Below are 26,609 nucleotides of genomic sequence, written 5' to 3'. Positions count from 1 at the left end.
CGGGGGAGGCCGCCGTACGCGAGCACCCACCGGGAGGATGCGTGGACACCACGAGGGCCAAGGCGGAGGGTGCGGTCACCGACGGGTTCGACCGCGCCGCGGCCGCCTACGACCGGCTGGTGGCGGGAAGCCCCGGCTACCACGCCCACCTGCGGATCTCCGCGCGGCGGCTGGACGCCGGAGCGCTGTCGCCCGAGCCGCGGATCCTGGACCTGGGCTGCGGCACGGGCGCCTCCACCGCGGCCCTGCTGCACGCCGTGCCCTCGTCCCGGATCGTCGGGGTGGACGCGTCGGAGGGGATGCTGGAGGCCGCCCGAGCCAAGCCCTGGCCGGACGCGGTGTCGTTCCACCGCGCGCGGGCGGAGGAGCTGACGCCGGAGTGGGCGGCCGAGCGGCTGGGCGGACCGGTGGACGCGGTGTTCGGGGCCTACCTGATCCGCAACTGCCCCGACCCGGATCTGGCGCTGCGCGTGATGCGGGACCTGCTGCGGCCGGGCGGGAGGCTGGTGCTGCACGAGTACTCGGTGGCCGACTCGGCGGCGGCACGGGCCGTGTGGACGGCGGTGTGCCACGGGGTGATCATCCCCGCCGGACGGGCGCTGTCGGGCAGCGGGGACCTGTTCCGGTACCTGTGGCGCAGCGTGCTGGAGTTCGACGGCCGCCGGGCGCTGCTGGAGCGGATGCGCCGCGCGGGCCTGGACCCGGTGGCCTCCGCGCCCATGCCGGGCTGGCAGTACGGGGTCACGCACACGTTCGCGGGCGCGCGGCCGGCGGAGGGCCGGTGAACCGCCCGGCGGACGTGCGCGACCGGCTCGCCGAGGAGGTCCCGCCCGCCCCGCCGGCCGGGCCCCGCGCCCCGGAGGCGCCCGTGGCCGCGGTGGTCGGCGGCGGGATCGCCGGACTGGCGGCGGCCTGCGGACTGGCCGAGCGCGGTGTGCGGGTGACGGTGTTCGAGCGGGAGGAGTCCCCGGGCGGGCGGCTGCGCGGGTGGGACACGGTCCTGGCCGACGGCTCGCGCGCGGCGATGGACCGCGGATTCCACGCGTTCTTCCGCCAGTACTACAACCTGCGGGGGCTGCTGCGCCGCGCCGATCCGGGGCTGGCGGCGCTGACGCCCCTGGCCGACTACCCGCTGGTGCACCGGGACGGTCCGCGCGACCGGTTCTCGGGCCTGCCCGCCGCCCCGCCGTGGAACGCGGCGGTGCTGGCCGCCACCAGCCCGAGCTTCCCGCTGCGCGACCTGGCCCGGGTGAACGTCCCGGCCGCGCTGCAGCTGCTCGACGTGGACGTGCCCGGGGTCTACGAGCGGCTCGACCACATGAGCGCGCGGGACCTGCTGGCGGCGATCCGGTTCCCGCCGACCGCGCGCCACCTGGCGTTCGAGGTGTTCACCCGGAGCTTCTTCGCGCCGACCGACCGCCTCTCCGCGGCGGAGCTGGCGGTGATGTTCCACCTGTACTTCCTGGGCTCGTCCGAGGGCCTGGTGTTCGACGTGCCGCGCGCGCCGTTCCCGGAGTCGCTGTGGGAGCCGCTGGTCCGGTACCTGGCAGGGCTGGACGTGAAGGTGCGCACGGCGGCGCCCGTGGAGCGGATCGACCCGGGGGCCGGGCGGCGCTTCTCGCTCGCGGGCCACGGGGAGTTCGACGCCGTGGTGCTGGCCGCCGACGTCCCGGGGGTGCGGGCCCTGGCCGCCGCCTCCCCCGGCCTGGGCGACGCCGGCTGGCGGGCCCGGGCGGCCCGGCTGGAGTCGGCGCCTCCGTTCCTGGTCTCGCGGTACTGGCTGGACCGGCCGGTGCGTCCGCACCGGCCCGCGTTCCTGGGCACCGCCGGGTACCCGACCCTGGACAACATCAGCGTCCTGGAGAGGTACGACGCACGGGCCCGCGGATGGGCCGGGGATACCGGCGGTTCGGTCGTGGAGCTGCACGCCTACGCGCTGGCGCAGGACTGCGATCCCGACCGCGAGCGCGAACGCCTGTGGGAGCAGGCGGTGGCGGTGTACCCGGAGCTGGCGGCGGCCGCGGTGGTGGACTCCCGGCACGAGCTGCGTGCGGACTGCCCGCTGTTCGCTCCGGGCTCCTACCGCGACCGCCTGTCCGCGGACACCCCGGACCCGTTCCTGGTCGTGGCGGGCGACCACGTGCGCACCGGCCTGCCGGTCGCGCTCATGGAGCGCGCCGCCGCCTCCGGCCTGCTGGCCGCCAACGCCCTGCTGTCCCGCTGGGGTCTGCCCGGCCACACCCTGTGGACCGTCCCCCGGCGCGGCCGCCTCGCCCCCGCCCGCGCCCTCGCCCGCCTCGCCCGCCGCCCCGGGAGCGGGGCGGGACCGGCCGGTCAGCCGGGGAAGCGGCCGGTGGAGCGGAGGAGGTAGCGGCGCTCGGCGTAGGCGAGGTCGTCGCGCCACAGGCGGCGGACGGCGGCCCGCACCGCGGGGCGGACGGCGGCGGCCAGGCGGCGGGCGACGGCGAACCCGGTGCGCTCGGAGGAGGCGACGGTCGCCTCGATGACGGCCGTGCGGGGGACTCCCCGCCCGTCGGTGCCCAGCGGGGTCGCGTGCGTCTCCACGACACTGCCCAGCCCCTCGCCCCCGATGATGCGCATGACGACGGTGCGCGGCTCGGGGCAGACGAACTCGGCCCGCACCGGCACCCCCCAGCGGCCCGCCACCCTGAACCCCACCTCGACGACCATGCGGTCCGGGTCGGGGTCGGGCCCCTCGGCCACCTCCGTGACCCGCAGCCCGACGAAGCTGTACGGGTGGAACCACGAGCCGTGCCAGGGGTCGAGGCGGTTGGCGATGACGTCCTCGGGCTCGCAGCGGCCGGCGAGGCTCTCCACCGCGGTGATCGCCCCCTCCAGGGGCGGGCGCTCGGGCACCACCGGGGCCTCCAGCGGATCCTCGCCGCCGACCCGGTCCAGGCGCACCCACACCAGGACTCCGTCGTCGTGGGCCGGGTACGGGCTCCAGCCGGGGAAGCCGTCGGCGCCCAGGGACAGCCCGTGCCAGCGGCACACGAGGCGCCCGTCGTCGACGGCCCCCCTGCACAGGGGGGCGCCCAGGTGCGGGCAGGCCCCCGGGGCGACGTGCGCGGTGCCGTCGGGGGTGCGCCAGGCGACGAGCTCGACACCCCCGACGACCCGCCCGAAGGGCCGGTCGGTGCGGACCTCGGAGGAGGCGGCCAGCACGTACCAGTTGCCCGAGGGCCGGGCCAGCGCCCGCTTGAGGGCGGCCGCGATGACGCCGGGCGACCCGTCGCGCCAGGTCGGTTCCTGGGCGGTCCAGGCGGTGGCGGGCATGCGCCGCAGCGGAAGGCGGCGGGGGGTCGGATCGGGGAGGGACACGCGGGCCTACCTTTCGGACACCGGGCGGGGGCGCGGGATGGACCGGGCCAGCAGGGAGCGGGCGAGGGCCGGCACCGCGGCGGCGAACTTGCGGGCCTCCGAGACCCGGTGCCGGGTGCTCCACACGTCGTGGTCGGCCGCCGCGATCTCGTCCAGGATGGCGCGGTAGAGCCGGAACGCGGTGGCGACACACGGGCGGGCCACCGGATCGAGCATGGCGATGCCGGGCTCGGCCTCCCGGTAGAAGCCCTGGTTGACCTCGACCAGGGCGGCGACCGCCCGGCGGGCCCGCGCGTCGGGGCGGCGGGTGCGGGCGCAGTGCGCCAGCAGCTCGCGGTCCACCCCGTGGGCGGCCAGCACGTCGGCGGGCAGGTACACCCGCCCCCGGGCCAGGTCCTCGGCGGTGTCGCGGAGGAAGTTGGTCAGCTGGAAGGCCTCGCCCAGGGCGGCCGCCGGGCGCTCGGCCTCCTGCCTGGGGACCACGGTGCCCAGCACCGGCAGGACCTGGAGGCCGATCACGGCCGCCGACCCGTACATGTACTCGCGCAGGTGTCCCAGGTCGCGGTAGTCGGTGACGGTCAGGTCCATGCGCATCGACCGCATGAACGCGGTGAAGTGGGCGGCGGGCAGCCCGTAGCGCTCGACGGTGTGCGCCAGCGCGCCCAGCACCGGCTCCGCCGGCTCCCCGCCGTGCAGCGCGCGGGCCAGGTCGGCGTCGACGGCGTCCAGCAGGGCCGCCCGGTCGGCGGTGGTGGTGCCGGGTCCGGGCTCGTCCACGATGTCGTCGACCCAGCGGGCGAACCCGTACAGGGCGTGCACCCCGGGCCTCCGGTCCGGGGGCAGGACCCGGGTGGCGGTGAAGTAGGTCCGCCCGTGGCGGGCGTGCAGCTCCCGGCAGCGCAGGTAGGCCAGGCGCAGCCCCCGCGGGTTGATCCCGGCGGCGTCGAGTTCGGTGTGGGCGGTGCTCATCGTCCCCCTGTCCGTTCCACCACGCGGGCGGCGGCGAGCTTCCCCGAGATCAGGACGGTCGGTAGGCCGACCCCGGGCGTGGTACCGCATCCGGCCAGTGCGACGTTGGCCAGGCCGGGGACGGTGTTGCGGGGCCGGAACGGCCCGGTCTGGGCGAAGGTGTGGGCGAGCGAGAACGGGGTGCCGCGCGCCAGGCCCCGGCGGGCCCAGTCCGCCGGGGTGACGAGGTGCTCGGTGCGGACGGCGGCGTCCAGCCCGGTGAGGCCCCGCTCCTCCAGGGTGGACACCAGGTGGTCGCGGTAGCGCGGTCCCTCGGCGTCCCAGTCGATGGGGCCCGCCTCCAGGTGGGGCGCGGGTGCCAGCACGTACAGCGACTCGTGCCCCTCCGGGGCCAGGGTCGGGTCGGTGCGGGTGGGCCGGGTGACCAGCAGCGACGGGTCGCTCATCACCCGGCCGCGCCGGATGATCTCGTCGAAGGTGCGGTCCCAGGCGGAACCGAAGGAGATCGTGTGGTGCTCCAGGCCCTCCCACGTTCGGTCCACCCCCAGGTGCAGGACCACCGCGGACGGCGAGTAGCGGAGCGGGACCCGCCGCCGGGGGGCGCCGCCCAGCAGCCGGTACGCCGCGGGCAGGTCGGCAGTGACCACCACCTGGTCGCAGGGGAAGCGCTCCCCGGAGGCCGTGACGGCGGCGGTGACCCGGTCGCCCCGGCGCTCCAGGGAGGTGACGGCGTCGCCGTAGCGGAACACGGCACCGGCCTTGGCCGCCGCGCCGGCCAGGGCGTCGCCCAGGGCGCGCATGCCGCCCCGGGGGAAGTACACGCCCGCGATGGTGTCCATGTAGGCGATGACGGCGTAGGCGGCCAGCGCCCGCCGCGGCGCCACCCCGGCGTAGAGGGCCTGGAAGGAGAAGATCCGCCGCAGGCGCTCGTCGCGCACGTGGCGGCCCACGGCGGCGGAGAGCCGCCCGAACCCGCCCAGGGCGGCCAGCCGCACGAGGTCGGGCCGGGCCAGGTCCAGCAGGGAGTCGAACTGAGCGTCGATGAAGGTGCCCATCTCGGCCCGGTACAGCCGGGTCAGCCAGTCGCGCAGCCGCAGGTAGCCGTCGGCCTCGCGTTCCCCGGCCGCCCGGGCCACCTCGGCGGCCATCGCGTCGGCGTCGGTGTGGACGTCGATGGTGGAGCCGTCGGCGAAGGCGGCCCGGTAGGCGGGGCGCAGGGGGACCAGGTCGAGCCGGTCGGCGACGGTCTCGCCGACGGCGGCCAGGGCCTCGTCCAGGAGCTCGGGCATGGTCAGGACGGTGGGCCCGGTGTCGAACCGGAAACCGTCCAGGTCCAGGCGGCCCGCCCGGCCGCCCGGGTGGTCGTCGCGCTCCAGCACCGTGACCTGGCGTCCGGCCCCCACCAGGTGCAGGGCGCAGGCCAGGCCGGAGAGTCCGGCACCGACGATGACGACCCGGCCCCGGCCGGGTGCGGTGCGGTCGCTCATGCGTCCTCTCCGATCCGCGCGGCCAGGCCGGTGAGGAAGGCGCGCACCGGGTCGGGCAGGTCGACCCCGTCCAGGTGGGCGCGCCCGCGTGCGGCCAGGCCCCGGCAGTGTTCGGCGATCATCTCCCCGGCCCCGAGGCGCTCCAGGACGGCGGCCGCCCGCTCCGGGTCGGCTCCCGCACCGACCCGTTCCAGGACGTCGAGGCCCTCCTCGTCGTCCTGCTCGCGCGCCAGCCGGGTGCCGAGCGCCAGCAGCAGGGTGGCCTTGCCCTCGCGCAGGTCGTCGCCGACGGGCTTTCCCGTGGTCCCGGTGTCGCCGTAGGCGCCGGCGAGGTCGTCGGCGAGCTGGAAGGCGACGCCCACGTCCCGGCCGTAGGCCCGCAGGGCCTCGACGGCGGACGGGGGTGCCCCGGCCATGGCCGCGCCCAGGTGCAGCGGGCGCTCCACGGTGTAGGAGGCGGTCTTGAGGAGGTCGATGCGCAGGGCCAGGGACTCCGAGCGCGACCTCGTCGCCTGGCCCCGCACGTCGAGGAACTGCCCGGCGATCATCTCGGTCCGCATCTCCCGCCAGACGTTCCGGCCCGCCTCCGGGCGGAGCACCCCGGGGAGGGCCCCGGCGAGCATGTCGTCCGCCCAGGCCAGGGCGAGGTCCCCGACCAGGACGGCGAGGGACTCGCCGTAGCGCCGGGCCTCACCGGACCAGCCGTTGGCGCGGTGCTCGTCCTCGTGGACCCGGTGGACGCAGGGCGCGCCCCGCCGGGTCGCGGAGCCGTCCATGACGTCGTCGTGCACCAGGGCGCAGGTCTGGAGCAGCTCCAGGGAGGCGCAGGCGGTCAGCGCGTGCTGGGCGACGGGCCCGGACACCGGGCCGCCGCCCGCCCTCCAGCCCCACCATGCCAGGGCGGACCGCAGCCTCTTTCCGCCCTGGAGGGTGAAGCGGACGGTCTCGGCGGCGGTCCCGGCGGCGAACTCCGGATCCGTCTCCTCCGCCCGGCGCAGGCGGCGCCGCAGGTGGTCGCGCAGCACCTGGTCGAGCGCGGGCCGCGGGTCGCCGTGGACGTCGTGGATGCGGAGCGGGCCCGGCACGCTCAGAACGGGTTCGATGTCTGCCTCCCTGGACGGGTGATGTCACCACAAATAATCTCGGAAAACATGAATCTCGGCAACAGAGCTAATTTTCCCGATGCCGGGCACCGGTCGGCGCAGGCGCGATGGGGAGTGCCCTCCGGGTCGTAGACTCGGAACGACCGAAGGCCGCAGGCCGGGGAGAGAGGACCAATGGAGACCGTGTCGACCGCCTCCCCCTCCGACCCCGACGGCACGGCGAGGTTCGGCTTCTACGAATCCCTGCAGAACGACGGCCAGATGCTCGCCGTCCGGCTCATCAAGCTCCTGCACCGGATGGCCGACCGCTCCGGGATGAACCCCACCGACTTCCAGTGCTACACGCTGTTGCGCGTCGCGGGCACGATGACACCCGGGGAGATCGCGTCGAGTCTGTGCCTGTCCACCGGATCGGTCACCGGTGTGATCGACCGGATGGAGGCCCACGGGCTGGTCGAGCGCACCCGCCACCCCGAGGACCGGCGCAAGGTCGCCGTGCGCCTCACCGAGGGAGCGGACCGCATGAACGCGGCACTCGCCCCCGGTATGCGCCGGGCGATGACCGAGCTGCACGACGGCTACACCCCCGAGGAACTGGCCGTCATCGTCGACTGGCTCGGCAGGGTCGGCCGCACCCTGGACCGGCTCTCCGAATCTCCCTGAGCGCACGGTAGATCCCTTTTCCGCGTTCCGTGCGGCGACACTCCGCGAGCGCGGGGTTCCCCGCCCGGCGGCCGCTCCGCCCCTACGATTCCCGGGACATGTCCGTGGCCGGTCACACCACTCGGCCGACACGCCACCCGGTAAGGAGCCCCCCGACCTTCCGGGGTTGGGAAGGAGTCGTCATCTCGACCCTGCGCACCTACATCCGCGAACACACCAACCCCGCGGTCTTCATCGTCTCCGGGGTGGTCATCCTCGCGTTCGTGGTCCTGGGGATCGTCCTCACCGAGCCGCTCCTGAACGCCGCGACGGCCACCCGGGACTGGATCGGGGTCAACCTGGGCTGGCTGTACGTGCTCGCCACGACGTTCTTCCTGGGCCTGGCCCTGTTCCTGATGCTCAGCCGGTTCGGGAGCATCCGGCTGGGCCCCGACGACTCCCGGCCGGAGTTCGGGACCGTCGCCTGGTTCGCGATGCTCTTCACCACCGGCATGGGCATCGGCCTGGTGTTCTGGGGCGTCTCCGAGCCCATCCACCACCTGCACTGGCCGCGGACGGCCGAGTACCTTCCCGGTGAGGACGGGAGCGCCACCGCCGACGCCGCCGGAGAGGCCATGGCGCTGAGCTTCTTCCACTGGAGCTTCCACCCCTGGGCCATCTACATCGCCCTGGGCATCTCGCTCGGCTACTTCACCTTCCGCAAGGGACTGCCGCTGCGCCCCGCCTCCGCGCTCTACCCCCTCCTGGGCGAGCGGGCGTTCGGCTGGCCCGGCAACCTCGTCGACATCCTCGCCGTGTTCGGCACGATCTTCGGCCTGGCCACCTCACTGGGCCTGGGCACCCTCCAGATCGGCGGCGGCATCCAGCACGTCTTCGGCATCGAGTCGGGCCCGCTCGTCCACTCGGTGCTCATCATCGTCATCACCGGGGTCGCCCTGCTCAGCGTCCTGGCCGGGATCGACAAGGGCATCCGCCGGCTGTCGGTCATCAACCTCTGGCTGGCGATCGCGCTGATGCTGGTCGTGTTCCTGTTCGGACCCAAGCTGTGGATCATCAGCATCACCACCACGGGCCTGGGCGACTACCTGGCCAACCTCGTCCCGTGGAGCCTGTCCTTCCCCAGCCCCCTGGTGGACGGGCAGGCCGCGAGCTGGACCACCACGTGGAGCATCTTCTACTGGGGCTGGTGGATCTCCTGGGCGCCCTTCGTCGGGATCTTCCTGGCCCGCGTCTCCTACGGTCGCACCATCCGGGAGTTCGTGATCGGCGCGCTGTTCGCTCCGGTCATCGTCTCGGTCCTGTGGTTCGGGGTGTTCGGCGGCTCCGGCCTGTACTACGACCTCTTCCGGAGCGGGGGGTTCAACGCCCTGGCCGAGGAGGACCGGGCGTTCCGGCTCATCGAGCTGCTGCCCCTGGGGCAGGTGGTGGGGCTGGTCGTCTCGGTCCTGCTGATCATCGTGGTGGCGGTCTTCTTCGTCACCTCCTCCGACTCCGGCTCGCTGGTGGTGGACACCCTCACCAACGGGGGCGACGCCAACCCGCTCAAGATCCAGCGTGCGTTCTGGGCGGTCAGCGAGGGCGCCGTCACCCTGGTGCTGCTGGTCCTGGGCGGAGCCGAGGCCCTCTCCGCGCTCCAGGCGGCGGCGGTGGTCACCGGCCTGCCCTTCGCGGTGATCCTGCTCCTCATGTGCTGGGGACTGATCAGGGCCCTCAAGGAGGAACCCCGCAGGCCCGGGCCCGGGACGGCTCGGGGCACCGAGGACCCGGCGCCGTCCCACCGCCCGCCCCACCGCCCGCGCGGCGACCGCTGAACACGAGCCGAGGAGTGAGCACGATGGCACCGAAGAAGTTCACCAACCCCTTCCACGGGGTCGTGGACATGATCACCGAGATGAACCGGGTCTCCGACGCGATGGCCTCGATCGAGACCGGGCAGGCCGGGCACCGCGAGCGCGGGTACGCCGACGCCTGGAGCCCGTCCACCGACATCCTCGCCCGCGGCGAGGACCTGGTGATCCGCTGCGAGGTGGCCGGCGTGTACGAGGAGGACGTGTCCGTCAGCCTGAACCACGGCGTCCTCACCATCAGCGGCGAGCGCAGGCGCGACGAGGAGGGGACCGTCGTCTACTACTCGTCGGAGCGCTTCATGGGCACCTTCCGCCGGGAGATCGCCCTGCCCGAGGGGGTCACCGAACGCGACCTGGAGGCCTCCTACGGGGAGGGCCTGCTGGAGGTGGTGGTCCGCGGCGCCGCCAACGCCGCCGCCCCCAAGGCGATCTCCGTGCGCAGGCGCAAACGGGGTTCCTGAGCCGCCGCCACGGTTCTCCGGACGGGCCGGGAACCGAACGGGTGCGGTGTCCGACTCCCAGGGTGAACGGCCGCAGTGAGCGGCCCCGCATCCGGAGGCACCGTGAACCCCATCCGCACCGCCCGCAGCCGAACCGCCCCCGCAGGCCTGGCGGCCGCCCTGCTCGGCCTGGCCCTGACCGCCTGCGGGGGCGGCGGCGCGACCGCCACCGGCGCCGCGGACGCGCCGTCCGCGTCCCCCTCCCCCGCCGGGGCCCAGGCCGACGCCTTCTCCATCACCGACCCGTGGGTGAAGGCCGCCACCGTCGAGGACGGCATGACCGGCGTGTTCGGCGAGGTCGCCAACGGCTCCGACGCCGAGGTCGTGATCGTGGCCGCCGAGCACCCCGCCGCCGGACTGGTCGAGCTCCACGAGGTCGTCACCGACGGCGCCGACTCCGTCATGCGCGAGATCGACGGCGGTTTCCCCGTGCCCGCCCAGGGGACCCGGAGCCTGGCCCCGGGCGGTGACCACATCATGCTCATGGACCTGGCCGAGGACCTGGAGCCGGGCGACGAGGTGACCGTCACCGTCGAGTTCGCCGACGGCTCCACCTCCGAGTTCACCGCGCCGGTCAAGGAGTACTCGGGAGCCAACGAGGAGTACGACGGCGAAGGGCACGGGGACCACTGATGGCGGGCATCAGCAGACGGGGGCTGCTCCTGAGCGGGGCCGCCGCCGGGGCCGGGGCCGTCGCCGGAGCCGCCGGGGGCGTCCTCGCCTCCCGGGGGGCGGGGGCCCCGGCCCCGCAGGCCGCGGCGCCCCTCAACGGGGAGCTGACCGTGCCCTTCCACGGCCCCCGCCAGGCAGGGGTCGAGACCCCACCGCAGGCCCACGCCTGCTTCACCGCCTTCGACCTGCGCGCGGAGGTGGACGCCGAGGGGGTGCGCAGGCTGATGCGGCTGCTCAGCGACGACGCCGCCCGGCTCACCCGGGGCGAGCCCGCCCTGGCCGACACCGAACCCGAGCTGGCCGCCGTCCCCGCCCGGCTCACCGTCACGTTCGGCTTCGGCCCCGGACTTGTGGAACGGGTGGACCCGGGGGCCGTCCCCGACTGGCTGCGCCCGCTGCCGGAGTTCGACCACGACGACCTGGACCCGCGCTGGGGCCAGGCCGACCTGCTCGTCCAGGTGTGCGCCGACGACCCGGTGACGGTTGCGCACACGGTGCGGATGCTCGGCAAGGACACCCGCGCGTTCGCCGGGCCCCGCTGGACCCAGAGCGGGTTCCGGCGCGCCCACGGCTCCGAGGCCGACGGCACCACCATGCGCAACCTCATGGGCCAGGTGGACGGGACGGTCAACCCGCGCCCGGGGACCGCCGACTTCGACCACCTGGTGTGGCGGCGGTCCGGACCGGCCTGGCTGGACGGGGGGACCGGGATGGTGCTGCGGCGCATCGAGACCCACCTGGACACCTGGGACGAACTCGACCGGCCCGCCAGGGAGGCCGTCATCGGCCGCCGGCTCGCCGACGGGGCCCCGCTCACCGGGGGCGGCGAGCACGCGGAGGTGGACCTGGCCGCCACCGACGCCTCCGGGCTGACGGTGGTCCCGGCGTTCTCCCACGTGCGCCGGGCCCGCACCGACGACCCCGACCAGCGGATCTTCCGGCGCGGCTACAACTACGACCTGCGCGACCACGGGACCCCCGAGGCCGGACTGCTGTTCGCCGCGTTCCAGGCCGACCCGGTGCGCCAGTTCGTGCCCCTCCAGCGGCGGCTGGACGAGCTGGACCTGCTCAACGAGTGGGTCACCGCCGTCGGCTCGGCCGTGTTCGCCGTCCCCCCGGGGTGCGCGGAGGGCGACTACGTCGGGCGGACGCTCCTGGAGCCCTGACCCGGCCGGCCCGGCCGTACGGCGCGGGCCCGCGCCCCGGGAACGGGGAGCGGGCCCGGCGGCCTGCGGCCGGTCAGAAGGTGCGGCCCTCGTCGTAGGGGCCGATGACCGCCAGCGCCTGCGGGCGCGACAGCAGCTCGGCGGCGACCTCGGCGACCTGCTCGCGGGTCACCGCGTCGAACCGGGCCAGGTCCTCGTCGATGGAGAAGTGGCGCGGGTGGTTCAGCTCGTGTCCCAGCAGCCGCCCCATGCGGGCGTTGGTGCCCTCGCTGCCCAGCACCAGGGAGCCCTGGATCTGCCCCTTGGCCCGTCGCAGCTCCTCGTCGGTGATCCCCGAGGCCGTCACCTTCGCCAGCTCCTCCCGGCACACGCCGACGACCTCGTCGGCCTTCTCCGGCAGGCAGCCCGCGTAGATCTGGAAGGCCCCCGTGTCGGCGTAGCCGGTGTGGTAGGCGTGCACCGAGTACGCCAGGCCGCGCTTCTCGCGCACCTCCTGGAACAGGCGCGAGGACATGCCCCCGCCCAGGGCGGCGCTGAGCAGCCGCAGCGCGTGCCAGCGCGGGTCGGTGCGCATGATGCCCTCCGACCCCAGGATGATGTGCGCCTGCTCGGTGTCGCGGGACTGCACCACCTGGCCGCCGGCGGTGGGGACCGGCCCGCCGCCGATGCGCGGCCCGGCCGGGCGGGCGTCGCCCGCGGCGGCCAGCCGCTCGGCGAACATCTGCCGGACCTGCTCCACCACCTGGTCGTGGTCCAGGCTGCCGGCCGCCGTGACGATCAACTCCGCGGGGACGTAGGCGTCCCGGTACTGCTCGGCGATCCGCTCCCGGGGCAGCGCCTTGATGGTGTCGATGGTGCCCAGGATCGGCCGCCCCAGCGGGGTGTCCCCGAAGAAGTGCGCCGCGAAGACGTCGTCCACCAGGTCGGCGGGCTCGTCCTCGTACATGGCGATCTCCTCCAGGATCACGCCGCGCTCGGTCTCCACCTCGCCCTCGTCCAGCACGGAGTTGGCGACCATGTCACCGACGACGTCGATGGCCAGCGGCAGGTCGCGGTCGAGCACCTTCGCGTAGTAGCAGGTGTGCTCCTTGGTGGTGTAGGCGTTGTGGTCCGCGCCCACCCCGTCCAGCAGCGCGGAGATCTCCAGCGCCGACCGGGTCCGGGTCCCCTTGAACAGCAGGTGCTCCAGGAAGTGCGCCGAGCCGGCGTGCGCGGCGTCCTCGTCGCGCGAGCCCGTGGTCGCCGAGATCCCGAACGCGGCGGAGCGCCCGCCCGGGATGTGCTCGGTGACCACGCGCAGGCCGCCGGGCAGCACGGTCCGGCGAACCAGGCCGGAACCGCCGTCCGGCTCCAGCAGCGTCACGGTCGTGCCCGGCTCCTGCTCGGCGGCGATGGGGACAGAGCTCATGAATCCTTCTTCTTCGCGTCGGATGCGTCGGTGTCCTACCCGCCAGAGGATACGCGGTGGGGGCGGCCGCACCCTCTCGGTGCGACCGCCCCCTCACGTGCTCAGAGCGGATCAGGTGTTCTCGGAGCGGCTGCTCGAGCGGCGGCGGCGCCGGCGCGGGGCGCCCTCGCCGTTGTCCTTGTCGCCGTCCTGCTCCTCGGGCTCGGCCGGGGCCTCGCCCTCGCCCTCGGCGGCGGCCGGGGCGGCCGCCGGGGCGGACTCCGCCTCGACGACCTCGACCGGGACCAGCGACAGCTTGCCGCGGTCGTCGATCTCGCGGATCTCGACCTGGATCTTCTCGCCGATGCTGATCACGTCGTCGAGGTTCTCGATCCGCTTGCCGCCGTGCAGCTTGCGGATCTGCGAGATGTGCAGCAGGCCGTCCTTGCCGGGCAGCAGCGACACGAACGCGCCGAACGTCGTGGTCTTGACCACGGTGCCCAGGTAGCGGTCGCCGACCTCGGGCATCGTCGGGTTGGCGATCTGGTTGATCGTGTCGCGGGCGGCCTCGGCCGAGGGGCCGTCGGTGGCACCGATGTAGATGGTGCCGTCGTCCTCGATGGTGATCTCGGCGCCGGTCTCGTCCTGGATCGAGTTGATCATCTTGCCCTTGGGGCCGATGACCTCGCCGATCTTGTCGACGGGGACCTTGACGGTCAGGATGCGCGGAGCGTTCGGGCTCATCTCGGCCGGACGCTCGATGGCCTCCTGCATGACGTCGAGGATCGCCAGGCGGGCACCGCGGGCCTGCTGGAGCGCGAGCGCCAGCTGCTCGGCGGGGATGCCGTCGAGCTTGGTGTCGAGCTGCAGGGCCGTGATGAGGTCACGGGTGCCGGCGACCTTGAAGTCCATGTCGCCGAACGCGTCCTCGGCACCGAGGATGTCGGTGAGGGTGACGAACTCGTCGCCCTCGCTGATCAGGCCCATGGCGATGCCGGACACCATCTCCTTGAGCGGCACACCGGCCGACAGCAGGGACATGGTGGAGGCGCAGACCGAGCCCATCGAGGTGGAGCCGTTGGAGCCCAGCGCCTCGGAGACCTGGCGGATCGCGTAGGGGAACTCCTCGCGCGAGGGCAGGACCGGGAGCAGGGCGCGCTCGGCGAGGGCGCCGTGCCCGATCTCGCGCCGCTTGGGCGAGCCCACCCGGCCGGTCTCACCGGTGGAGTAGGGCGGGAAGTTGTAGTTGTGCATGTAGCGCTTGGTCTTCTCGGGGTTGAGAGTGTCGACCATCTGCTCCATACGCAGCATGTTCAGGGTGGTGACGCCCAGGATCTGGGTCTCACCGCGCTCGAAGAGCGCCGAGCCGTGGACCCGGGGCAGCACGCCGACGTCGGCGGACAGCGGACGGATGTCCTTGGGGCCGCGGCCGTCGATGCGGATCTTGTCGCGCAGGACGCGCTCGCGCATCAGGTTCTTGGTGAGCGAGCGGAAGGCGGCCGAGACCTCCTTCTCGCGGCCCTCGAAGTCCTCGGCGAGCTTCTCGGCCGCCGCGGCCTTGACCCTGTCCAGCTCGGCCTCGCGGTCCTGCTTGTCCGCGATGGTCAGCGCCTTGGACAGGTCCTCGCGCACCGCGGCCTCGACGGCGGCGTACGCGTCCTCCTCGTAGTCGAGGAAGATCGGGAACTCGCCCTCCTCGCGGCTGGTCTGGTCCGCGACGGCCTGCTGGGCGCGGCACAGCACCTTGATGAAGGGCTTGGCGGCCTCCAGGCCCTCGGCCACCGTCTGCTCGTTGGGGCCGACGGCGCCCTCGGAGACCAGCTTGATGGTGTGGACCGTGGACTCGGCCTCGACCATCATGATCGCGACGTCGCCGTCCTCCAGGACGCGACCGGCGACCACCATGTCGAAGGTGGCGTTCTCCAGCTCGGAGTGGGTGGGGAAGCCGACCCACTGGCCGTCGATCAGGGCGACGCGGACGCCGCCGATCGGCCCGGAGAAGGGCAGCCCGGCGATCTGCGTGGACATCGAGGCGGCGTTGATGGCCACGACGTCGTACAGGTGGTCGGGGTGCAGGGCCAGGATCGTCTCGACGATCTGGATCTCGTTGCGCAGGCCCTTCCTGAACGACGGGCGCAGCGGCCGGTCGATCAGGCGGCAGGTGAGGATGGCGTCCTCGGACGGACGGCCCTCGCGCCGGAAGAAGGAGCCGGGGATGCGGCCGGCCGCGTACATGCGCTCCTCGACGTCCACCGTCAGCGGGAAGAAGTCGAGGTTGTCCTTGGGGCGCTTCGAGGCGGTGGTGGCCGACAGGACGACGGTCTCGTCGTCCAGGTACACCGTCGCCGAACCGGCGGCCTGGCGGGCCAGGCGGCCGGTCTCGAAGCGGATGGTACGGGTGCCGAACTTGCCGTTGTCGATGACGGCTTCGGCAGAGTAAACGCCCTCCATGGGCGACCTCCTACTACACGTGTTCGCGTTGGGATGCCCCGGACCCGCTGGTCCGGCGCGTGTGCTCGTTCCCCGCGCCCGTGCCCCGGAGTTGATGACGGCCGGTCATCGATCGAAGCCCACGGGGTCCCGTGACGGGACCTTCCGGGGGCCACTACCGAGGACCGGCCCCGACTCTGCGGCCGAGGGAGTGTGAACGCGGGTGGTCTCTGTTCTGTTGGGGGTGCCGGCGGCCGTGACCGCCGACACGTACACCCTACTAAGAAAGAGGGAGCGACCGAAGCCACTCCCTCCGGCGTCCTAGCGGCGCAGGCCCAGGCGCTCGATCAGCGAGCGGTAGCGGGTGATGTCCTGCTTGGCGATGTACTTGAGGAGACGGCGGCGGCGGCCGACCATCAGGAGCAGGCCACGACGGCTGTGGTGGTCGTGCTTGTGGTCCTTGAGGTGCTCGGTGAGCTCGGTGATGCGGTGCGTGAGCAGCGCGACCTGGACCTCGGGGGAGCCGGTGTCACCCTCGCCGGTGGCGTACTCGGCGATGATCTTCTCTTTGGTGGCGGCGTCGATCGACACGTCGTTCCTTTTCTGCTGAATCGGTACGCAGGACGGACCCGGGCCGTGCCGGGTCCGGACACGGTGACCACGCGTACGAACAGTCACCGTCTGGTGTGCAGCGCGGCTTCCGCCGACGGCGGAGGACATCGCGGCTCCCTCGGGTCACGTTACCGTGACCTCGTGCGGGGCACACGTGGACGTCCCCACCCTACCGCAGACGCGGAGGTCCCGGGTGCGTACGGAGCGTGGGGGTGGTCTCCCCCGCCTCAGCCCGTCCCCAGGACCTCGCGGCACCGGTCGACGTCGCGGCGCATCGCCGCGATCAGGTCGTCGATGCTGTCGAACCGCTCCTGGCCGCGGATGCGCGCGGTGAAGTCCACGGTCATCCGCACCCCGTACAGCTCCAGGTCGTCGCGGTCCAGGGCGTAGGACTCCACGGTGCGCTCGGCACCGTCGAAGGTGGGGTTGGTGCCCACCGAGATCGCCGCGGGCCAGCGCGACTCGCCCCCGGAGACCGGCTCGACCCGGCTCAGCCAGCCCGCGTACACGCCGTCTCCGGGGACGGCGGTGTGCGGGGCCAGGTCCATGTTGGCGGTGGGGAAGCCCAGCAGCTCGCGTCCGCGGGCCGCGCCGTGCACGATCTCGCCCTCGACCCGGTGCGGGCGGCCCAGCAGGTCGGCCGCCCCGGCCACGTCGCCGGCGGCCAGCAGGCCGCGCACCCGGGTGGAGGTGATGGTCTCGCCGTCGGCGACCAGGGCGACCCCGTCCACCGTGAAGCCCGCCTCCCCGCCCAGCCGGGCCAGCTCGGCCACGTCCCCGGCGGCCCGGTGCCCGAACCGGAAGTCCTCGCCGACCACCACGGCCGCGGCGTGCAGCCGGTCGACCAGGAGGGTGCGCACGAACTCCTCGGGGGTGCGCGCCGACAGGTCCTTGGTGAAGGGCATGACGCACACCGCGTCGGCACCGTACTCGCCGAGCAGGCCGATACGCCGCTCCACCGGTGTGAGCACCGCCGGAGCGGTGCCGCGCAGCACCGCCTCCGGGTGCGGGTCGAAGGTCACCACGACCACCGGCAGCCCCAGCTCCAGGCCCCGTTCGACCGCGGTCGCCAGGAGGGCCTGGTGTCCCCGGTGCACCCCGTCGAAGACACCGACGGCCACCACGGACCGCCCCCATCCGGAGGGCACGTTCTCGGGCCCGTCCCATCGCCGCACGTCCGACTCCCTCTCGCCGCTCGCCTTGGCGGAGGGCCTTTCGGCCCTCCCGCCCCAAGCCTGCCACGTCCCCCGCCCGCCCGCCGACACGAACCCCCCGGCGCCCGGCCCCACCGGACGTCAGGCGTGTCCCGAGGAACGGTAGGCATCAGTGCGCCCCTGGACAACGAGGATCACGACGGTGCGCGCCTCCTCATCGATCCGGTACCGGACACGGTAGGAGGAGCGACGGGCCACCCGCCGCCCGGCGAACGGCGGGTTCAACGGCTTGCCGGCTCTTCGTGGTTCCAGCTTCAGGCCTCCGTCGACGAGTTCCCACACGGCAGAAGCGACCTTGAACGGCAGCCCCTTCGTCAGGGCCCGCTTGGCGGGAGGGGGGAGGATGAGCCGCGGATCGTTCACCCGAGCCCTTCCCTCCGAGCCCGTTCACGCATCGGCACGGCCGTCTCCCCACCGGTGACGAAGTCGCCTTCGGCGACGGCCCCCTCCGCTTCACGCAGCCGCTGCTGCTCCTCCGGGCTTTCCAGGAGCGCGAAGGTCTCCATCATCGACTCGTAGTCATCCACGGAGATCACCACCGCAGAGGGCCTGCCGTTGCGGGTGATGGTCACGGCTCCGTGGGTTCTCCCGACCTCGTCGACGATCTTGGACAGGCTGTTCCCGGCCTCCGCCAGCGGAAGTGTGCTCATGTACAGAATTCCAGCCCACACATTGATCTTGTACATGATCCGCGCGTGGATTCGCGGTTCTGCGGTGGGGAGAAGGGGGTCGACAGCGGGGGGAGGGGGTCGTTAGCCTGCCCGGATGCCGATGATCGACACGGGTTCGACCCGACTCGCCTACGACGAGGCCGGTGACGGGCCGGCCGTGGTGCTGCTGCACGCCGGGATGGGCGACCGGCGCATGTGGGACCACCAGTTCGCCGCGCTGGCCGCCGACCACCGGGTGGTCCGCTACGACCGGCGCGGAGTGGGAGGGTCCGCCGACCACGCGGGTCCGGTGGAGCACCACCGGGACCTGCTCGACCTCATGGACGTGCTGGGCATCGACAGGGCGGCCCTGGTGGGCGCGTCGTTCGGCGGTGCGCACGCCGTGGACGCCGCACTGGCCGCACCCGACCGGGTCGGCGCGCTGGCGCTGGTCTGCCCCGGGATGTCCGGGCACCGCTGGCCGCAGTCGTTCACGGACGCGGCGGCCGCGGCCGTGGGGCCCGCCGTCCCGTCCGAGCGCATGGCCCGCTACCGGGCCGGGAACGCCGTCCCCGATCCCGCCGACGTGGCCGCGATGGCGCAGGCCCAGGCCCGGTTCATGGTGGCGGGCCCCGGCCGTACCCCCGAGGACCTGCCCCCGGAGGCCTGGGACCTGAGCCTGCTGATGCTGCGCGAGCTGTTCACCCGGATGTGGTCCTCCCCCGCCAACACGCCGCAGTGGATCGACCCTCCCGCCAACGGCCGGCTGGACGGGGTGGACGTCCCCGCCCTGGTCGTCAAGGGACTCTCCGACGTACGCGAGATCCAGGACGTCGCCGACCTGTACGTGATGGGGATCCCCGGCGCCCGGCTGCTGGAGCTGCCCGACACCGGGCACCTGCCCTCGGTGGAGCGCCCCGCGGAGCTCACCGCCGCCCTGGCGGACTTCCTCAAGGAATGGGAGGGCTAGGCCGTGCCCTTGGATGCCGTCCTGTTCCGCGGGGGTGTGTGAGGCGCCGGCGGGGTTCTGCAGGCCCGGAGGGAATGTCCGAGGAACGAGGACGTTCCCGTGGGGCCGAAGGTCCCCGCCCTCCAAAGGCGCCGAACGCGGACCGCAGCGGAGCGGAGGTTCGAAAGAACACGGACTAGGGTCTGTTTTTTGAGTGCCGTCTGTTCCGCGGGGGTGTGTGAGGCGCCGGCGGGGTTCTGGAGGCCCGGAGGGAATGTCCGAGGAACGAGGACGTTCCCGTGGGGCCGAGGGTCCCCGCCCTCCAAAGGCGCCGAACGCGAACCGAAGCGGAGCGGAGGTTCGAAAGAACACGGCCTAGGCGGGCTCGAAGACCACCAGCGGCTTCATGTGGTCGCGGCGGTTCTCCGCCAGCGCGATCACCCGTCCGTCGGGGGCGAACAGGCCGATGGGCCCCCGCCCCCGGTCGTCGGGGTCGATCCGGTTGCCGTGCCGCACCCGCCGGACCTCCTCCTCGGTGAGGGTGCGCGCCGGGAAGGCCGCCGCGACCGCCTCCGCCAGCGGGACCTGGGTGAACTCCTTCGCCAGCTGCTCCAGGGTGTGCGCCTGCGCCAGGTCGTAGGGGCCCACCCGGGTACGGCGCAGCGCCGTCAGGTGGCCGCCGACGCCCAGGGCCGCGCCCATGTCGCGGGCCAGGGAGCGGATGTAGGTGCCGCTGGAGCAGACGACGGAGGCGTCCACGTCCACGAACACGCCCGCCTCGTCGGCGGTCCGGCGCACGGCGGTGACCTCGAACGCGGCGATGGTGACCGGCCGGGCCTTCAGCTCGACCTCCTTGCCCTCCCGCGCCGACTTGTAGGCCCGCCTGCCGTCCACCTTGATCGCGCTGACCTGGGGCGGGACCTGCATGATCTCCCCGGTGAGCGCCCGCACCGCCGCGTGGACGTCCTCGTCCGCGACCCCCGCGGCGTCCACCCGCACGCCGGGTTCGCCCTCGGCGTCGTCGGTGTTGGTGGTGAGGCCCAACCGGATGGTGGCGTCGTACGCCTTCTCCGTGAGGGTGAGGTGCCCGAGGAGCTTGGTGCCCTTCTCGATCCCCAGCACCAGGACCCCGGTGGCCATCGGGTCCAGGGTGCCGGCGTGGCCGACCCGGCGCGTACGGGCGAGCCCGCGGGTCTTGGCGACCACGTCGTGCGAGGTCCAGTCGGCGGGTTTGTCGATCACCACGACGCCGCTCTCGGCCATCGGTCTCCTCGGGAAGGAACGGGAAAGGGAGCGGGCGGCGGCGCAGCGCCACCGCCCGCGGTGTTCTCGGCGGGAACGGGGAGGCCTACTCCTCGTCCTCGTCGTCCTCGACCTCGCGCGGGGCCTTGTAGGGGTCGGCCTCGCCCGCCGGGCTCGCGCCGGTGGCCCGCTCGGCCACCTCGGCGTCCGACCGGCGCGCCTTGACCAGCAGCTCCTCGATGTGCTGGGCGTTCTCCTGGACCTCGTCGATCACGAAGGTCAGGCTCGGCGTGTGGCGGATGCCGGTCTGCTTCCCCACCTCGCTGCGGATGAGGCCCTTGGCGCTCTCCAGCGCGGCGGCGGAGGCGGAGCGTTCCTCCGGGCTGCCGAACACCGTGTAGTACACCGTGGCGTCCCGCAGGTCCGCGGTGATGCGCGCGTCGGTCACGGTGACGAATCCCAGGCGCGGGTCCTTGATACGCCGGTCCAGCATCTCGGCGACGATGCGCTGGATGCGGTCGGCGATCTTGCGCGCGCGTGCTGCGTCGACCATCGTCAGTCTTCCTCTTCGTTGAAGAGCCGCTGCCTGGCGGACAGCAGCTCCAGTTCGGGACGGCCCGCGACGAAGCGCTCGCAGGTGTCCATCTGCTCCCGGGCGTGGGCCGCGGTCGGGGCGACCACCGCGACGCCGATCCTGGCGCGGCGGTACAGATCGTGCTCCCCCACCTCGGAGACCGACACCGAGAACTTGCGGCGCAGCTCGGAGATGACCGGCCGCACCAGCGAACGCTTCTGTTTGAGCGAGTGGACGTCACCGAGAAGGACGTCCAGGGTCAGCGCCCCAACGTACAAGTGATCACCTGTGGTGTTGTGAACCGTCAAAGGCGGGGCCCCGGACAGCTCGTGTCCGGGGCCCCGGTGGATCAGGCCTCGCGACGACTAGTCGCGGGGCTTCTCCTGCATCTCGTACGTCTCGATGACGTCCTCGATGCGGATGTCGTTGTACCCGACACCGATACCGCACTCGAAGCCCTCGCGGACCTCGGTCGCGTCGTCCTTGAACCGGCGGAGCGAGTCCACCGTGAGGTTCTCGGAGATGACGACCCCGTCGCGGATGAGCCGCGCCTTGGAGTTGCGGCGGATGATGCCGTCGCGGACGATCGCACCGGCGATGTTGCCGATCTTGGGCACCTTGAAGACCTCGCGGATCTCGGCCGAACCGAGCTTGACCTCCTCGTAGATGGGCTTGAGGAGACCCTTGACGGCGGCTTCGACCTCGTCGATGGCCTGGTAGATGACCGAGTAGTAGCGGATGTCGACGCCCATGCGGTCGGCGAGCTCGCTGTTCTTGCCCTCGGGCCGAACGTTGAAGCCGACGATGATGGCGTCGGCCGAGGCCGCCAGGTTGATGTCGTTCTGCGTGATCGCACCGACACCGCGCCCGATGACCCGGATGTTGACCTCTTCGCCACCGGCGTCGATCTTGAGCAGCGACTCCTCGAGCGCCTCGACCGAACCGGACATGTCACCCTTGATGAGGAGGAGCAGTTCGGAGCGCTCACCCTCCTTGAGGTGATCCTGCCAGGTCTCGAACGTGACCCGTCGGGCCGACCGCGCCTGCTGGGCGAAGCGCTCGCGCGCCTCACGCTGCTGCGCGATCTGGCGGGCCACCCGGTCGTCCTTGACGACCAGGAAGCTGTCGCCGGCGCTGGGCACGTTGGTCAGACCCAGCACCTGCACCGGACGGGACGGCTCGGCGCTCTGCACGTTCTGGCCGTGCTCGTCGAGCATGGCGCGAACGCGGCCGTAGGCGTCACCACAGACGATCGAGTCGCCGACATTGAGCGTGCCGCGCTGGACCAGCACCGTGGCCGTGGAACCGCGACCGCGGTCCAGGTAGGCCTCGATGGCCAGGCCCTGGGCGTCCATGTCCGGGTTGGCCTGGAGGTCCAGGGCCGCGTCGGACGTCAGCACGATCGACTCGAGCAGGGCGTCGATGTTGGTGCCGCGGAGCGCGGAGATGTCCACGAACTGGACGTCGCCGCCGTACTCCTCGGCCACCAGGCCGTACTCGGTGAGCTGCGCGCGGACCCGCTGCGGGTCGGCGCCCTCGACGTCGATCTTGTTGACCGCCACCACGATCGGCACCTCGGCCGCCTTGGCGTGGTCGATGGCCTCGGCCGTCTGCGGCTTGACGCCGTCGTCGGCCGCGACCACCAGGACCGCGATGTCGGTGACCTTCGCACCGCGGGCACGCATGGCGGTGAACGCCTCGTGACCGGGGGTGTCGATGAAGGTGATCTTGCGCTCTTCGCCGTCCACCTCGGTGGCGACCTGGTAGGCGCCGATGTGCTGGGTGATACCGCCGGCCTCGCCGCTCACGACGTTGGTCTTGCGGATGGTGTCCAGCAGTCGGGTCTTACCGTGGTCGACGTGACCCATGACGGTGACCACCGGCGGGCGGGGACGCAGGTCCTCTTCGGTCCCGTCGTCCTCACCGAAGTCGATGGAGAAGGACTCCAGCAGCTCGCGGTCCTCGTCCTCCGGGCTGACGACCTCGATGCGGTACTTGAGCTCCTCGCCCAGCAGCACCAGGGTCTCGTCCGGAAGGGACTGGGTCGCGGTCACCATCTCGCCCAGGTGCATGAGCACCTGGACCAGCGACGCCGGGTTGACGTCGATCTTGTCACCGAAGTCGGACAGCGAGGCGCCGCGGGACAGCCGGATGACCTGGTTGTTGCCACTCGGAATCTTGACGCCGCCGAACGACGGGGCCTGGAGGTCGTTGAACTCCTGGCGCCGCTGCTTCTTGGACTTGCGGGCACGCCCGGGACGACCGCCCGGACGGCCGAACGCACCGGCCGTGCCGCCACCGCGACCGCGGCCGCCGCCACCGGGACGACCGCCGAAGCCGCCGCCACCGGGACGACCGGCGCCGCCACCGCCGCCACCGCCCGGACGCGGACCGCCGGCGCCCGCGGGGGCACCGCCGCGACCGCGGCCACCGGGGCCGGGACGGCCGCCGCCGGCACCGCCGCGACCGGCGCCTGCGGCCGGAGCGGGACGGGACGAGGGCATGTTCATCGGGCTGGGGCGCGGACCGCCCGGACGCGGAGCACCGCCACCGGGACGGGGAGCCCCGGCCGCACCGCCGGGACGCGGCACGCCGGCGGCACCGCCCGGACGCGGGGCGCGGTCGCCCTGCGGGCCCGGACGCGGGCCGGGACGGGGACCGCCCGGAGCGCCGGGGGCACCCGGACGCGGAGCGCCGCCACCCGGACGGGGTGCGCGCTGGTCGCCCTGCGGGCCCGGACGCGGGCCGGGGCGGGGACCGCCCTGGCCGCCGGGACGCGGGGCACCGCCGCCCGGACGCGGGGCCGGCTTGGCACCCATGCCCGAGGCGTTGGTCTGGAACGGGTTGTTGCCGGGACGCGGACCGGTCGTGCGCGGACCCGGACGGGGGTTGCGGCCCTCGGGACGCGGACCGCGGTCGCCGCGCTGCGGGCGCTCGCCGCGGTCGGGACGCTCAGCGCGCTCGGAACGCTCGGGGCGCTCGCCGCGCGGGGCGCCGCCCTCGGGGCGACCCTGCTGGCCGGGGCGCGGAGCGCCGCCGGGACGCGGGCCGGACTCGCCGCGCGGGGCCTTGGGGCCCGGCTTGGGAGCCGCGGGACGCGCGGTCTCGGCCGCCGGAGCCTGCACCGGCGGGGTGGGCGCGGCCGGAGCCTGCGCCGCGGGCTTGGGAGCCGGACCCGGCTTGGGTCCCGGCTTGGGAGCGGGCCCCGGCTTGGGGGCCGCGGGGGACTCGGCGCGCGGACCGGGCTTGGGAGCCCCGCCCTTCTTGCCGCCGTCGTTCCCGTTGTTGAAAGCTTCCTGCAGGCGTCGCACGACGGGGGCCTCTATCGTCGAGGACGCCGAACGAACGAATTCGCCCATCTCGTTGAGCTTGGCCAGGACGGCCTTGCTCTCTACTCCGAACTCCTTGGCGAGTTCGTACACCCGGACCTTCGCCACTACTCTCCTTCAGCTTCGGTCCGGGACATGGGCTCGTGCCGGACCGTTGTTAGCTCGTACTCATCGCTGCGTACTCATCAGGCGCTCATCGCAATCTCGACCTGCTTCCTCATCGCTACACAACAATGGGCCGTATTCAGCTCGTGCAGCACGCAGCACTGCACACCGACCTCGGTCACTACAACCCGGAGGCCGGTCCGGACATTCCAACCCTATCGGGACGGGCCCGCCGGTGGGTCGTGCGGGGTGACGCCGAACAGCGCCTCCACACGTGAAACGTCCCACCCGCCGTCGCCCGGTCCCCTCCGAAAGGCGCGTGACCACACCCGTTTGCGCTCGGCCGCCTGGAGGCATCGCCGATCGTCGTGCAGGTAGGCACCGCGACCCGGACGTCGACCCCGAACGTCGGGGATGACGGCCTTGCCCTCGGCCACCATCCGAACGAGGTCGGATTGGACTGCCCGCGACCGACACCCCACGCACGTACGCGTGGGACGGTCGGGACCGTCTCCCGCAACCATATCGCGTCGAGGCATGGCCGCGACCCGTTAACCGTCCGTCGCGGCGCCGCGACCATCCGTGTCGACCTCGTCGTCGGCCGCCCCGGGGGCCTCCGCGTCGGAGCGGATGTCGATGCGCCAGCCGGTGAGACGGGCGGCCAGGCGGGCGTTCTGGCCCTCCTTGCCGATCGCCAGCGACTGCTGGTAGTCGGGAACGATCACCCGGGCCACCCGGGCGGCCATGTCGAGGATTTCCACGGAATTGACCCGCGCCGGGGACAGGGCGTTGGCGACGAACACCGCCGGGTCGTCGGAGTGGTCGACGATGTCGATCTTCTCCCCGTGCAGCTCCGCCATGACATTGCGCACGCGGCTGCCCAGCGGGCCGATGCAGGCGCCCTTGGCGTTGACGCCGCCCCGGTTGGAGCGGACCGCCATCTTGGTGCGGTGGCCGGCCTCGCGGGCGATCGCGGCGATCTCCACGGTGCCGTCGGCGATCTCGGGGACCTCCAGCTCGAAGAGCTTGCGCACCAGGTTGGGGTGGGTGCGCGACAGGGTCACCGAGGGGCCGCGGTGGCCCTTGCGGACCTGTACCACGTAGGCGCGCAGGCGCTCGCCGTGGGTGTAGGTCTCGGTGGGCACCTGCTCCTGCGGGGGCAGCACCGCCTCGAGCCGGCCCAGGTCGACCAGGACGTTGCGGGGGTCCTTGCCCTGCTGGATGATGCCGGAGACGATGTCGTGCTCGCGTCCGGCGAACTCGCCCAGGGTCAGCTCGTCCTCGGCGTCGCGCAGGCGCTGGAGGATGACCTGCTTGGCGGTGGAGGTCGCGATGCGGCCGAAGTTGGTGGGGGTGCCGTCGGACTCCCCGACGACCCCGCCCTCCTCGTCCAGCTCGGCCACCCACACGGTGACGTGCCCGGTGGAGCGGTCGAGTTCGACCCTGGCCCTCTTGTCGGGGCCCTCCTCGCGGTGGTACGCGATCAGCAGCGCGTCCTCGATGGCCCGGGCGACCAGTTCGACGGAGATGTCCTTCTCGCGTTCCAGGCTGCGCAGAACGCTCATGTCAATGTCCACGGGGCTCCCCCTCTAGTCCGCCGCGCCGGTGTCGGACGCACGGCGGAATTCCACCTGCACCCTGCCCTTGCCGATCTCGGCGTAGGTGTAGGTGCGGGATCGACCCTCGACGTCGAGTGTGACGCCGTCGTCGTCGGCCTCGGTGACCCGGCCGGTGACCTCGCCGCCGTCGGCGAGGGCCGCCTGCACCAGGCGCCCGCGCGAGCGGCGCCAGTGCCGCGGCCGGGTCAACGGGCGGTCCACCCCGGGAGAGGTGACCTCCAGGACGTAGGGCAGCTCGCCCATGACGTCGGAGGACTCCAGGAGCGCGTCGATCTCCGGGCTGACCTCGCCGACGGTGTCCAGGTCCACCCCGTTGTCGGAGTCCACGACCACGCGCAGGACCCGACGCTTGCCGGCCGGTGTCAGCTCGACGGCCTCCAGGTCCAGCCCGGCCGCGGCCAGGACGGGTTCCAGCAGCTCGGCGATGCGCTCCTGGCGCGCCTGCGCTCCCATGTGGTGTGCCCCTCCAAGGCGAGAATCCCGCCCGTGCGGCCGTGGGCCGGTGTACGGGGCGGTCCAGCTCTGTACGTGAGTCTTCGACTGTCGGGTCCGCGCCCCCGGCGGGGACGCGAACCGGCCGCGCGTCGCGTACGACGGCGGTCGTGGTGCAAGGGTATCCACACCCGGGGCCTTTCCAGGTCGCCGTCCGCGGCGGGGGCGCGTCGGCGGGCGCCCCGGCGGGCCCGCAGGCCCTGCCCGGCAGGGGGTGTGGACGGGAGCGGTTCCGGGCCCGGTCATGGAAAGATGGA

25 protein-coding genes are annotated in these 26,609 nt (G+C 73.2%); 8 read left to right on the top strand and 17 right to left on the bottom strand.

Annotated elements, in window-relative coordinates:
* Positions 1–41: 41 nt before the first annotated feature.
* Positions 42–785: a class I SAM-dependent methyltransferase gene (locus tag ACSUPR_RS22580; protein ID WP_436886712.1), complete on the top strand. Its 744-nt coding sequence runs from the start codon at positions 42–44 to the stop codon at positions 783–785.
* Positions 782–2,371, top strand: coding sequence for an FAD-dependent oxidoreductase (locus ACSUPR_RS22575; RefSeq protein WP_436886710.1), 1,590 nt, complete (start codon positions 782–784; stop codon positions 2,369–2,371). Before ACSUPR_RS22580 ends, ACSUPR_RS22575 begins: the two co-directional genes overlap by 4 nt.
* Here the strand turns inward: ACSUPR_RS22575 and ACSUPR_RS22570 are convergent.
* From ACSUPR_RS22570 to ACSUPR_RS22555, 4 genes are read right to left on the bottom strand one after another with little or no spacing between them, the layout of a single operon-like run.
* On the bottom strand, positions 2,335–3,342 hold the full coding sequence (locus ACSUPR_RS22570; RefSeq protein WP_436886709.1) for a DUF5914 domain-containing protein: 1,008 nt from the start codon (positions 3,340–3,342) through the stop codon (positions 2,335–2,337). The genes ACSUPR_RS22575 and ACSUPR_RS22570 overlap by 37 nt on opposite strands.
* A 6-nt stretch (positions 3,343–3,348) precedes the next feature.
* Positions 3,349–4,311, bottom strand: coding sequence for a phytoene/squalene synthase family protein (locus ACSUPR_RS22565; RefSeq protein ID WP_436886707.1), 963 nt, complete (start codon positions 4,309–4,311; stop codon positions 3,349–3,351).
* A complete protein-coding gene (gene crtI, locus ACSUPR_RS22560) occupies positions 4,308–5,798 on the bottom strand; it encodes a phytoene desaturase family protein (protein WP_436886706.1) in 1,491 nt (496 codons plus the stop codon). Before crtI ends, ACSUPR_RS22565 begins: the two co-directional genes overlap by 4 nt.
* Positions 5,795–6,883 (bottom strand): polyprenyl synthetase family protein, encoded by a 1,089-nt coding sequence (locus ACSUPR_RS22555; RefSeq protein ID WP_436886705.1) that lies wholly within the window; start codon positions 6,881–6,883, stop codon positions 5,795–5,797. Before ACSUPR_RS22555 ends, crtI begins: the two co-directional genes overlap by 4 nt.
* A gap of 192 nt (positions 6,884–7,075) precedes the next feature.
* On the opposite strand from ACSUPR_RS22555, the gene ACSUPR_RS22550 reads away from it, so the two are divergent.
* From ACSUPR_RS22550 to ACSUPR_RS22530, 5 genes are all read left to right on the top strand, one after another.
* Positions 7,076–7,564, top strand: a complete 489-nt coding sequence (locus ACSUPR_RS22550) for a MarR family winged helix-turn-helix transcriptional regulator (protein WP_436886704.1) — start codon at positions 7,076–7,078, stop codon at positions 7,562–7,564.
* 98 nt (positions 7,565–7,662) lie between these two features.
* On the top strand, positions 7,663–9,375 hold the full coding sequence (locus tag ACSUPR_RS22545; RefSeq protein ID WP_436886703.1) for a BCCT family transporter: 1,713 nt from the start codon (positions 7,663–7,665) through the stop codon (positions 9,373–9,375).
* A gap of 23 nt (positions 9,376–9,398) precedes the next feature.
* On the top strand, positions 9,399–9,872 hold the full coding sequence (locus tag ACSUPR_RS22540; RefSeq protein ID WP_436886702.1) for an Hsp20/alpha crystallin family protein: 474 nt from the start codon (positions 9,399–9,401) through the stop codon (positions 9,870–9,872).
* Positions 9,873–9,974: 102 nt separating this feature from the next.
* Positions 9,975–10,544, top strand: coding sequence for a copper chaperone PCu(A)C (locus ACSUPR_RS22535; RefSeq protein ID WP_436886701.1), 570 nt, complete (start codon positions 9,975–9,977; stop codon positions 10,542–10,544).
* Positions 10,544–11,749: a Dyp-type peroxidase gene (locus ACSUPR_RS22530; protein ID WP_436886700.1), complete on the top strand. Its 1,206-nt coding sequence runs from the start codon at positions 10,544–10,546 to the stop codon at positions 11,747–11,749. The genes ACSUPR_RS22535 and ACSUPR_RS22530 overlap by 1 nt, the downstream gene beginning before the upstream one ends.
* A 73-nt stretch (positions 11,750–11,822) precedes the next feature.
* On the opposite strand, the gene ACSUPR_RS22525 is transcribed toward ACSUPR_RS22530, so the two are convergent.
* The 6 genes from ACSUPR_RS22525 to ACSUPR_RS22500 form a co-directional block, all read right to left on the bottom strand.
* Positions 11,823–13,157, bottom strand: coding sequence for a M16 family metallopeptidase (locus ACSUPR_RS22525; protein WP_436886699.1), 1,335 nt, complete (start codon positions 13,155–13,157; stop codon positions 11,823–11,825).
* Positions 13,158–13,268: 111 nt separating this feature from the next.
* Positions 13,269–15,587: a polyribonucleotide nucleotidyltransferase gene (locus ACSUPR_RS22520; RefSeq protein WP_436886697.1), complete on the bottom strand. Its 2,319-nt coding sequence runs from the start codon at positions 15,585–15,587 to the stop codon at positions 13,269–13,271.
* A 300-nt stretch (positions 15,588–15,887) separates the two neighbouring features.
* Positions 15,888–16,157, bottom strand: a complete 270-nt coding sequence (gene rpsO, locus ACSUPR_RS22515) for a 30S ribosomal protein S15 (protein ID WP_220559404.1) — start codon at positions 16,155–16,157, stop codon at positions 15,888–15,890.
* Between the two features lie 248 nt (positions 16,158–16,405).
* Complete coding sequence (locus tag ACSUPR_RS22510; protein WP_436886696.1) at positions 16,406–17,353, bottom strand: bifunctional riboflavin kinase/FAD synthetase; 948 nt, start codon at positions 17,351–17,353, stop codon at positions 16,406–16,408.
* 120 nt (positions 17,354–17,473) lie between these two features.
* Entirely contained in the window at positions 17,474–17,755 is a 282-nt protein-coding gene (locus tag ACSUPR_RS22505) for a type II toxin-antitoxin system RelE family toxin (protein WP_436886695.1), read from the bottom strand.
* The gene (locus tag ACSUPR_RS22500) at positions 17,752–18,042 is read right to left on the bottom strand and encodes a type II toxin-antitoxin system Phd/YefM family antitoxin (RefSeq protein ID WP_436886694.1); all 291 of its coding nucleotides are present in this window, start codon (positions 18,040–18,042) and stop codon (positions 17,752–17,754) included. Before ACSUPR_RS22500 ends, ACSUPR_RS22505 begins: the two co-directional genes overlap by 4 nt.
* Before the next feature lie 115 nt (positions 18,043–18,157).
* Here ACSUPR_RS22500 and ACSUPR_RS22495 point away from each other — a divergent pair, with 115 nt between their 5' ends.
* Entirely contained in the window at positions 18,158–19,012 is an 855-nt protein-coding gene (locus ACSUPR_RS22495; protein ID WP_436886693.1) for an alpha/beta fold hydrolase, read from the top strand.
* Positions 19,013–19,366: 354 nt separating this feature from the next.
* Here ACSUPR_RS22495 and truB read toward each other — a convergent pair whose 3' ends face one another.
* The 7 genes from truB to rimP all read right to left on the bottom strand — a co-directional run bounded on the left by truB (position 19,367) and on the right by rimP (position 26,313).
* The gene (truB, locus tag ACSUPR_RS22490; RefSeq protein ID WP_436886692.1) at positions 19,367–20,254 is read right to left on the bottom strand and encodes a tRNA pseudouridine(55) synthase TruB; all 888 of its coding nucleotides are present in this window, start codon (positions 20,252–20,254) and stop codon (positions 19,367–19,369) included.
* An 85-nt stretch (positions 20,255–20,339) separates the two neighbouring features.
* A complete protein-coding gene (rbfA, locus tag ACSUPR_RS22485; RefSeq protein WP_436886691.1) occupies positions 20,340–20,786 on the bottom strand; it encodes a 30S ribosome-binding factor RbfA in 447 nt (148 codons plus the stop codon).
* A 2-nt stretch (positions 20,787–20,788) separates the two neighbouring features.
* Complete coding sequence (locus tag ACSUPR_RS22480) at positions 20,789–21,085, bottom strand: DUF503 domain-containing protein (RefSeq protein ID WP_436886690.1); 297 nt, start codon at positions 21,083–21,085, stop codon at positions 20,789–20,791.
* A gap of 87 nt (positions 21,086–21,172) precedes the next feature.
* Positions 21,173–24,244, bottom strand: a complete 3,072-nt coding sequence (gene infB, locus ACSUPR_RS22475) for a translation initiation factor IF-2 (RefSeq protein ID WP_436886689.1) — start codon at positions 24,242–24,244, stop codon at positions 21,173–21,175.
* Between the two features lie 212 nt (positions 24,245–24,456).
* Positions 24,457–24,681, bottom strand: coding sequence for a YlxR family protein (locus ACSUPR_RS22470; protein ID WP_436886688.1), 225 nt, complete (start codon positions 24,679–24,681; stop codon positions 24,457–24,459).
* A gap of 111 nt (positions 24,682–24,792) precedes the next feature.
* Positions 24,793–25,806: a transcription termination factor NusA gene (gene nusA, locus ACSUPR_RS22465; RefSeq protein WP_436886687.1), complete on the bottom strand. Its 1,014-nt coding sequence runs from the start codon at positions 25,804–25,806 to the stop codon at positions 24,793–24,795.
* 24 nt (positions 25,807–25,830) lie between these two features.
* On the bottom strand, positions 25,831–26,313 hold the full coding sequence (gene rimP, locus ACSUPR_RS22460) for a ribosome maturation factor RimP (RefSeq protein ID WP_436886686.1): 483 nt from the start codon (positions 26,311–26,313) through the stop codon (positions 25,831–25,833).
* Positions 26,314–26,609 lie beyond the last annotated feature (296 nt).

Origin of the sequence: Nocardiopsis dassonvillei (genome assembly GCF_964273065.1) — a bacterium.
Lineage (GTDB): Bacteria > Actinomycetota > Actinomycetes > Streptosporangiales > Streptosporangiaceae > Nocardiopsis > Nocardiopsis dassonvillei_B.
This window is presented reverse-complemented; position numbering and strand designations above follow the sequence as displayed.

Excerpts from the sequence above, each read along its gene's own strand:
- ACSUPR_RS22565 (WP_436886707.1), bottom strand. The coding sequence starts at position 4,311 with ATGAGCACCGCCCACACCGAACTCGACGCCGCCGGGATCAACCCGCGG.
- crtI (WP_436886706.1), bottom strand. The coding sequence starts at position 5,798 with ATGAGCGACCGCACCGCACCCGGCCGGGGCCGGGTCGTCATCGTCGGT.
- ACSUPR_RS22550 (WP_436886704.1), top strand. The coding sequence starts at position 7,076 with ATGGAGACCGTGTCGACCGCCTCCCCCTCCGACCCCGACGGCACGGCG.
- ACSUPR_RS22545 (WP_436886703.1), top strand. The coding sequence starts at position 7,663 with ATGTCCGTGGCCGGTCACACCACTCGGCCGACACGCCACCCGGTAAGG.
- ACSUPR_RS22540 (WP_436886702.1), top strand. The coding sequence starts at position 9,399 with ATGGCACCGAAGAAGTTCACCAACCCCTTCCACGGGGTCGTGGACATG.
- ACSUPR_RS22530 (WP_436886700.1), top strand. The coding sequence starts at position 10,544 with ATGGCGGGCATCAGCAGACGGGGGCTGCTCCTGAGCGGGGCCGCCGCC.
- ACSUPR_RS22525 (WP_436886699.1), bottom strand. The coding sequence starts at position 13,157 with ATGAGCTCTGTCCCCATCGCCGCCGAGCAGGAGCCGGGCACGACCGTG.
- ACSUPR_RS22520 (WP_436886697.1), bottom strand. The coding sequence starts at position 15,587 with ATGGAGGGCGTTTACTCTGCCGAAGCCGTCATCGACAACGGCAAGTTC.
- ACSUPR_RS22500 (WP_436886694.1), bottom strand. The coding sequence starts at position 18,042 with ATGAGCACACTTCCGCTGGCGGAGGCCGGGAACAGCCTGTCCAAGATC.
- ACSUPR_RS22495 (WP_436886693.1), top strand. The coding sequence starts at position 18,158 with ATGCCGATGATCGACACGGGTTCGACCCGACTCGCCTACGACGAGGCC.
- truB (WP_436886692.1), bottom strand. The coding sequence starts at position 20,254 with ATGGCCGAGAGCGGCGTCGTGGTGATCGACAAACCCGCCGACTGGACC.
- rbfA (WP_436886691.1), bottom strand. The coding sequence starts at position 20,786 with ATGGTCGACGCAGCACGCGCGCGCAAGATCGCCGACCGCATCCAGCGC.
- ACSUPR_RS22470 (WP_436886688.1), bottom strand. The coding sequence starts at position 24,681 with ATGGTGGCCGAGGGCAAGGCCGTCATCCCCGACGTTCGGGGTCGACGT.
- nusA (WP_436886687.1), bottom strand. The coding sequence starts at position 25,806 with ATGAGCGTTCTGCGCAGCCTGGAACGCGAGAAGGACATCTCCGTCGAA.
- rimP (WP_436886686.1), bottom strand. The coding sequence starts at position 26,313 with ATGGGAGCGCAGGCGCGCCAGGAGCGCATCGCCGAGCTGCTGGAACCC.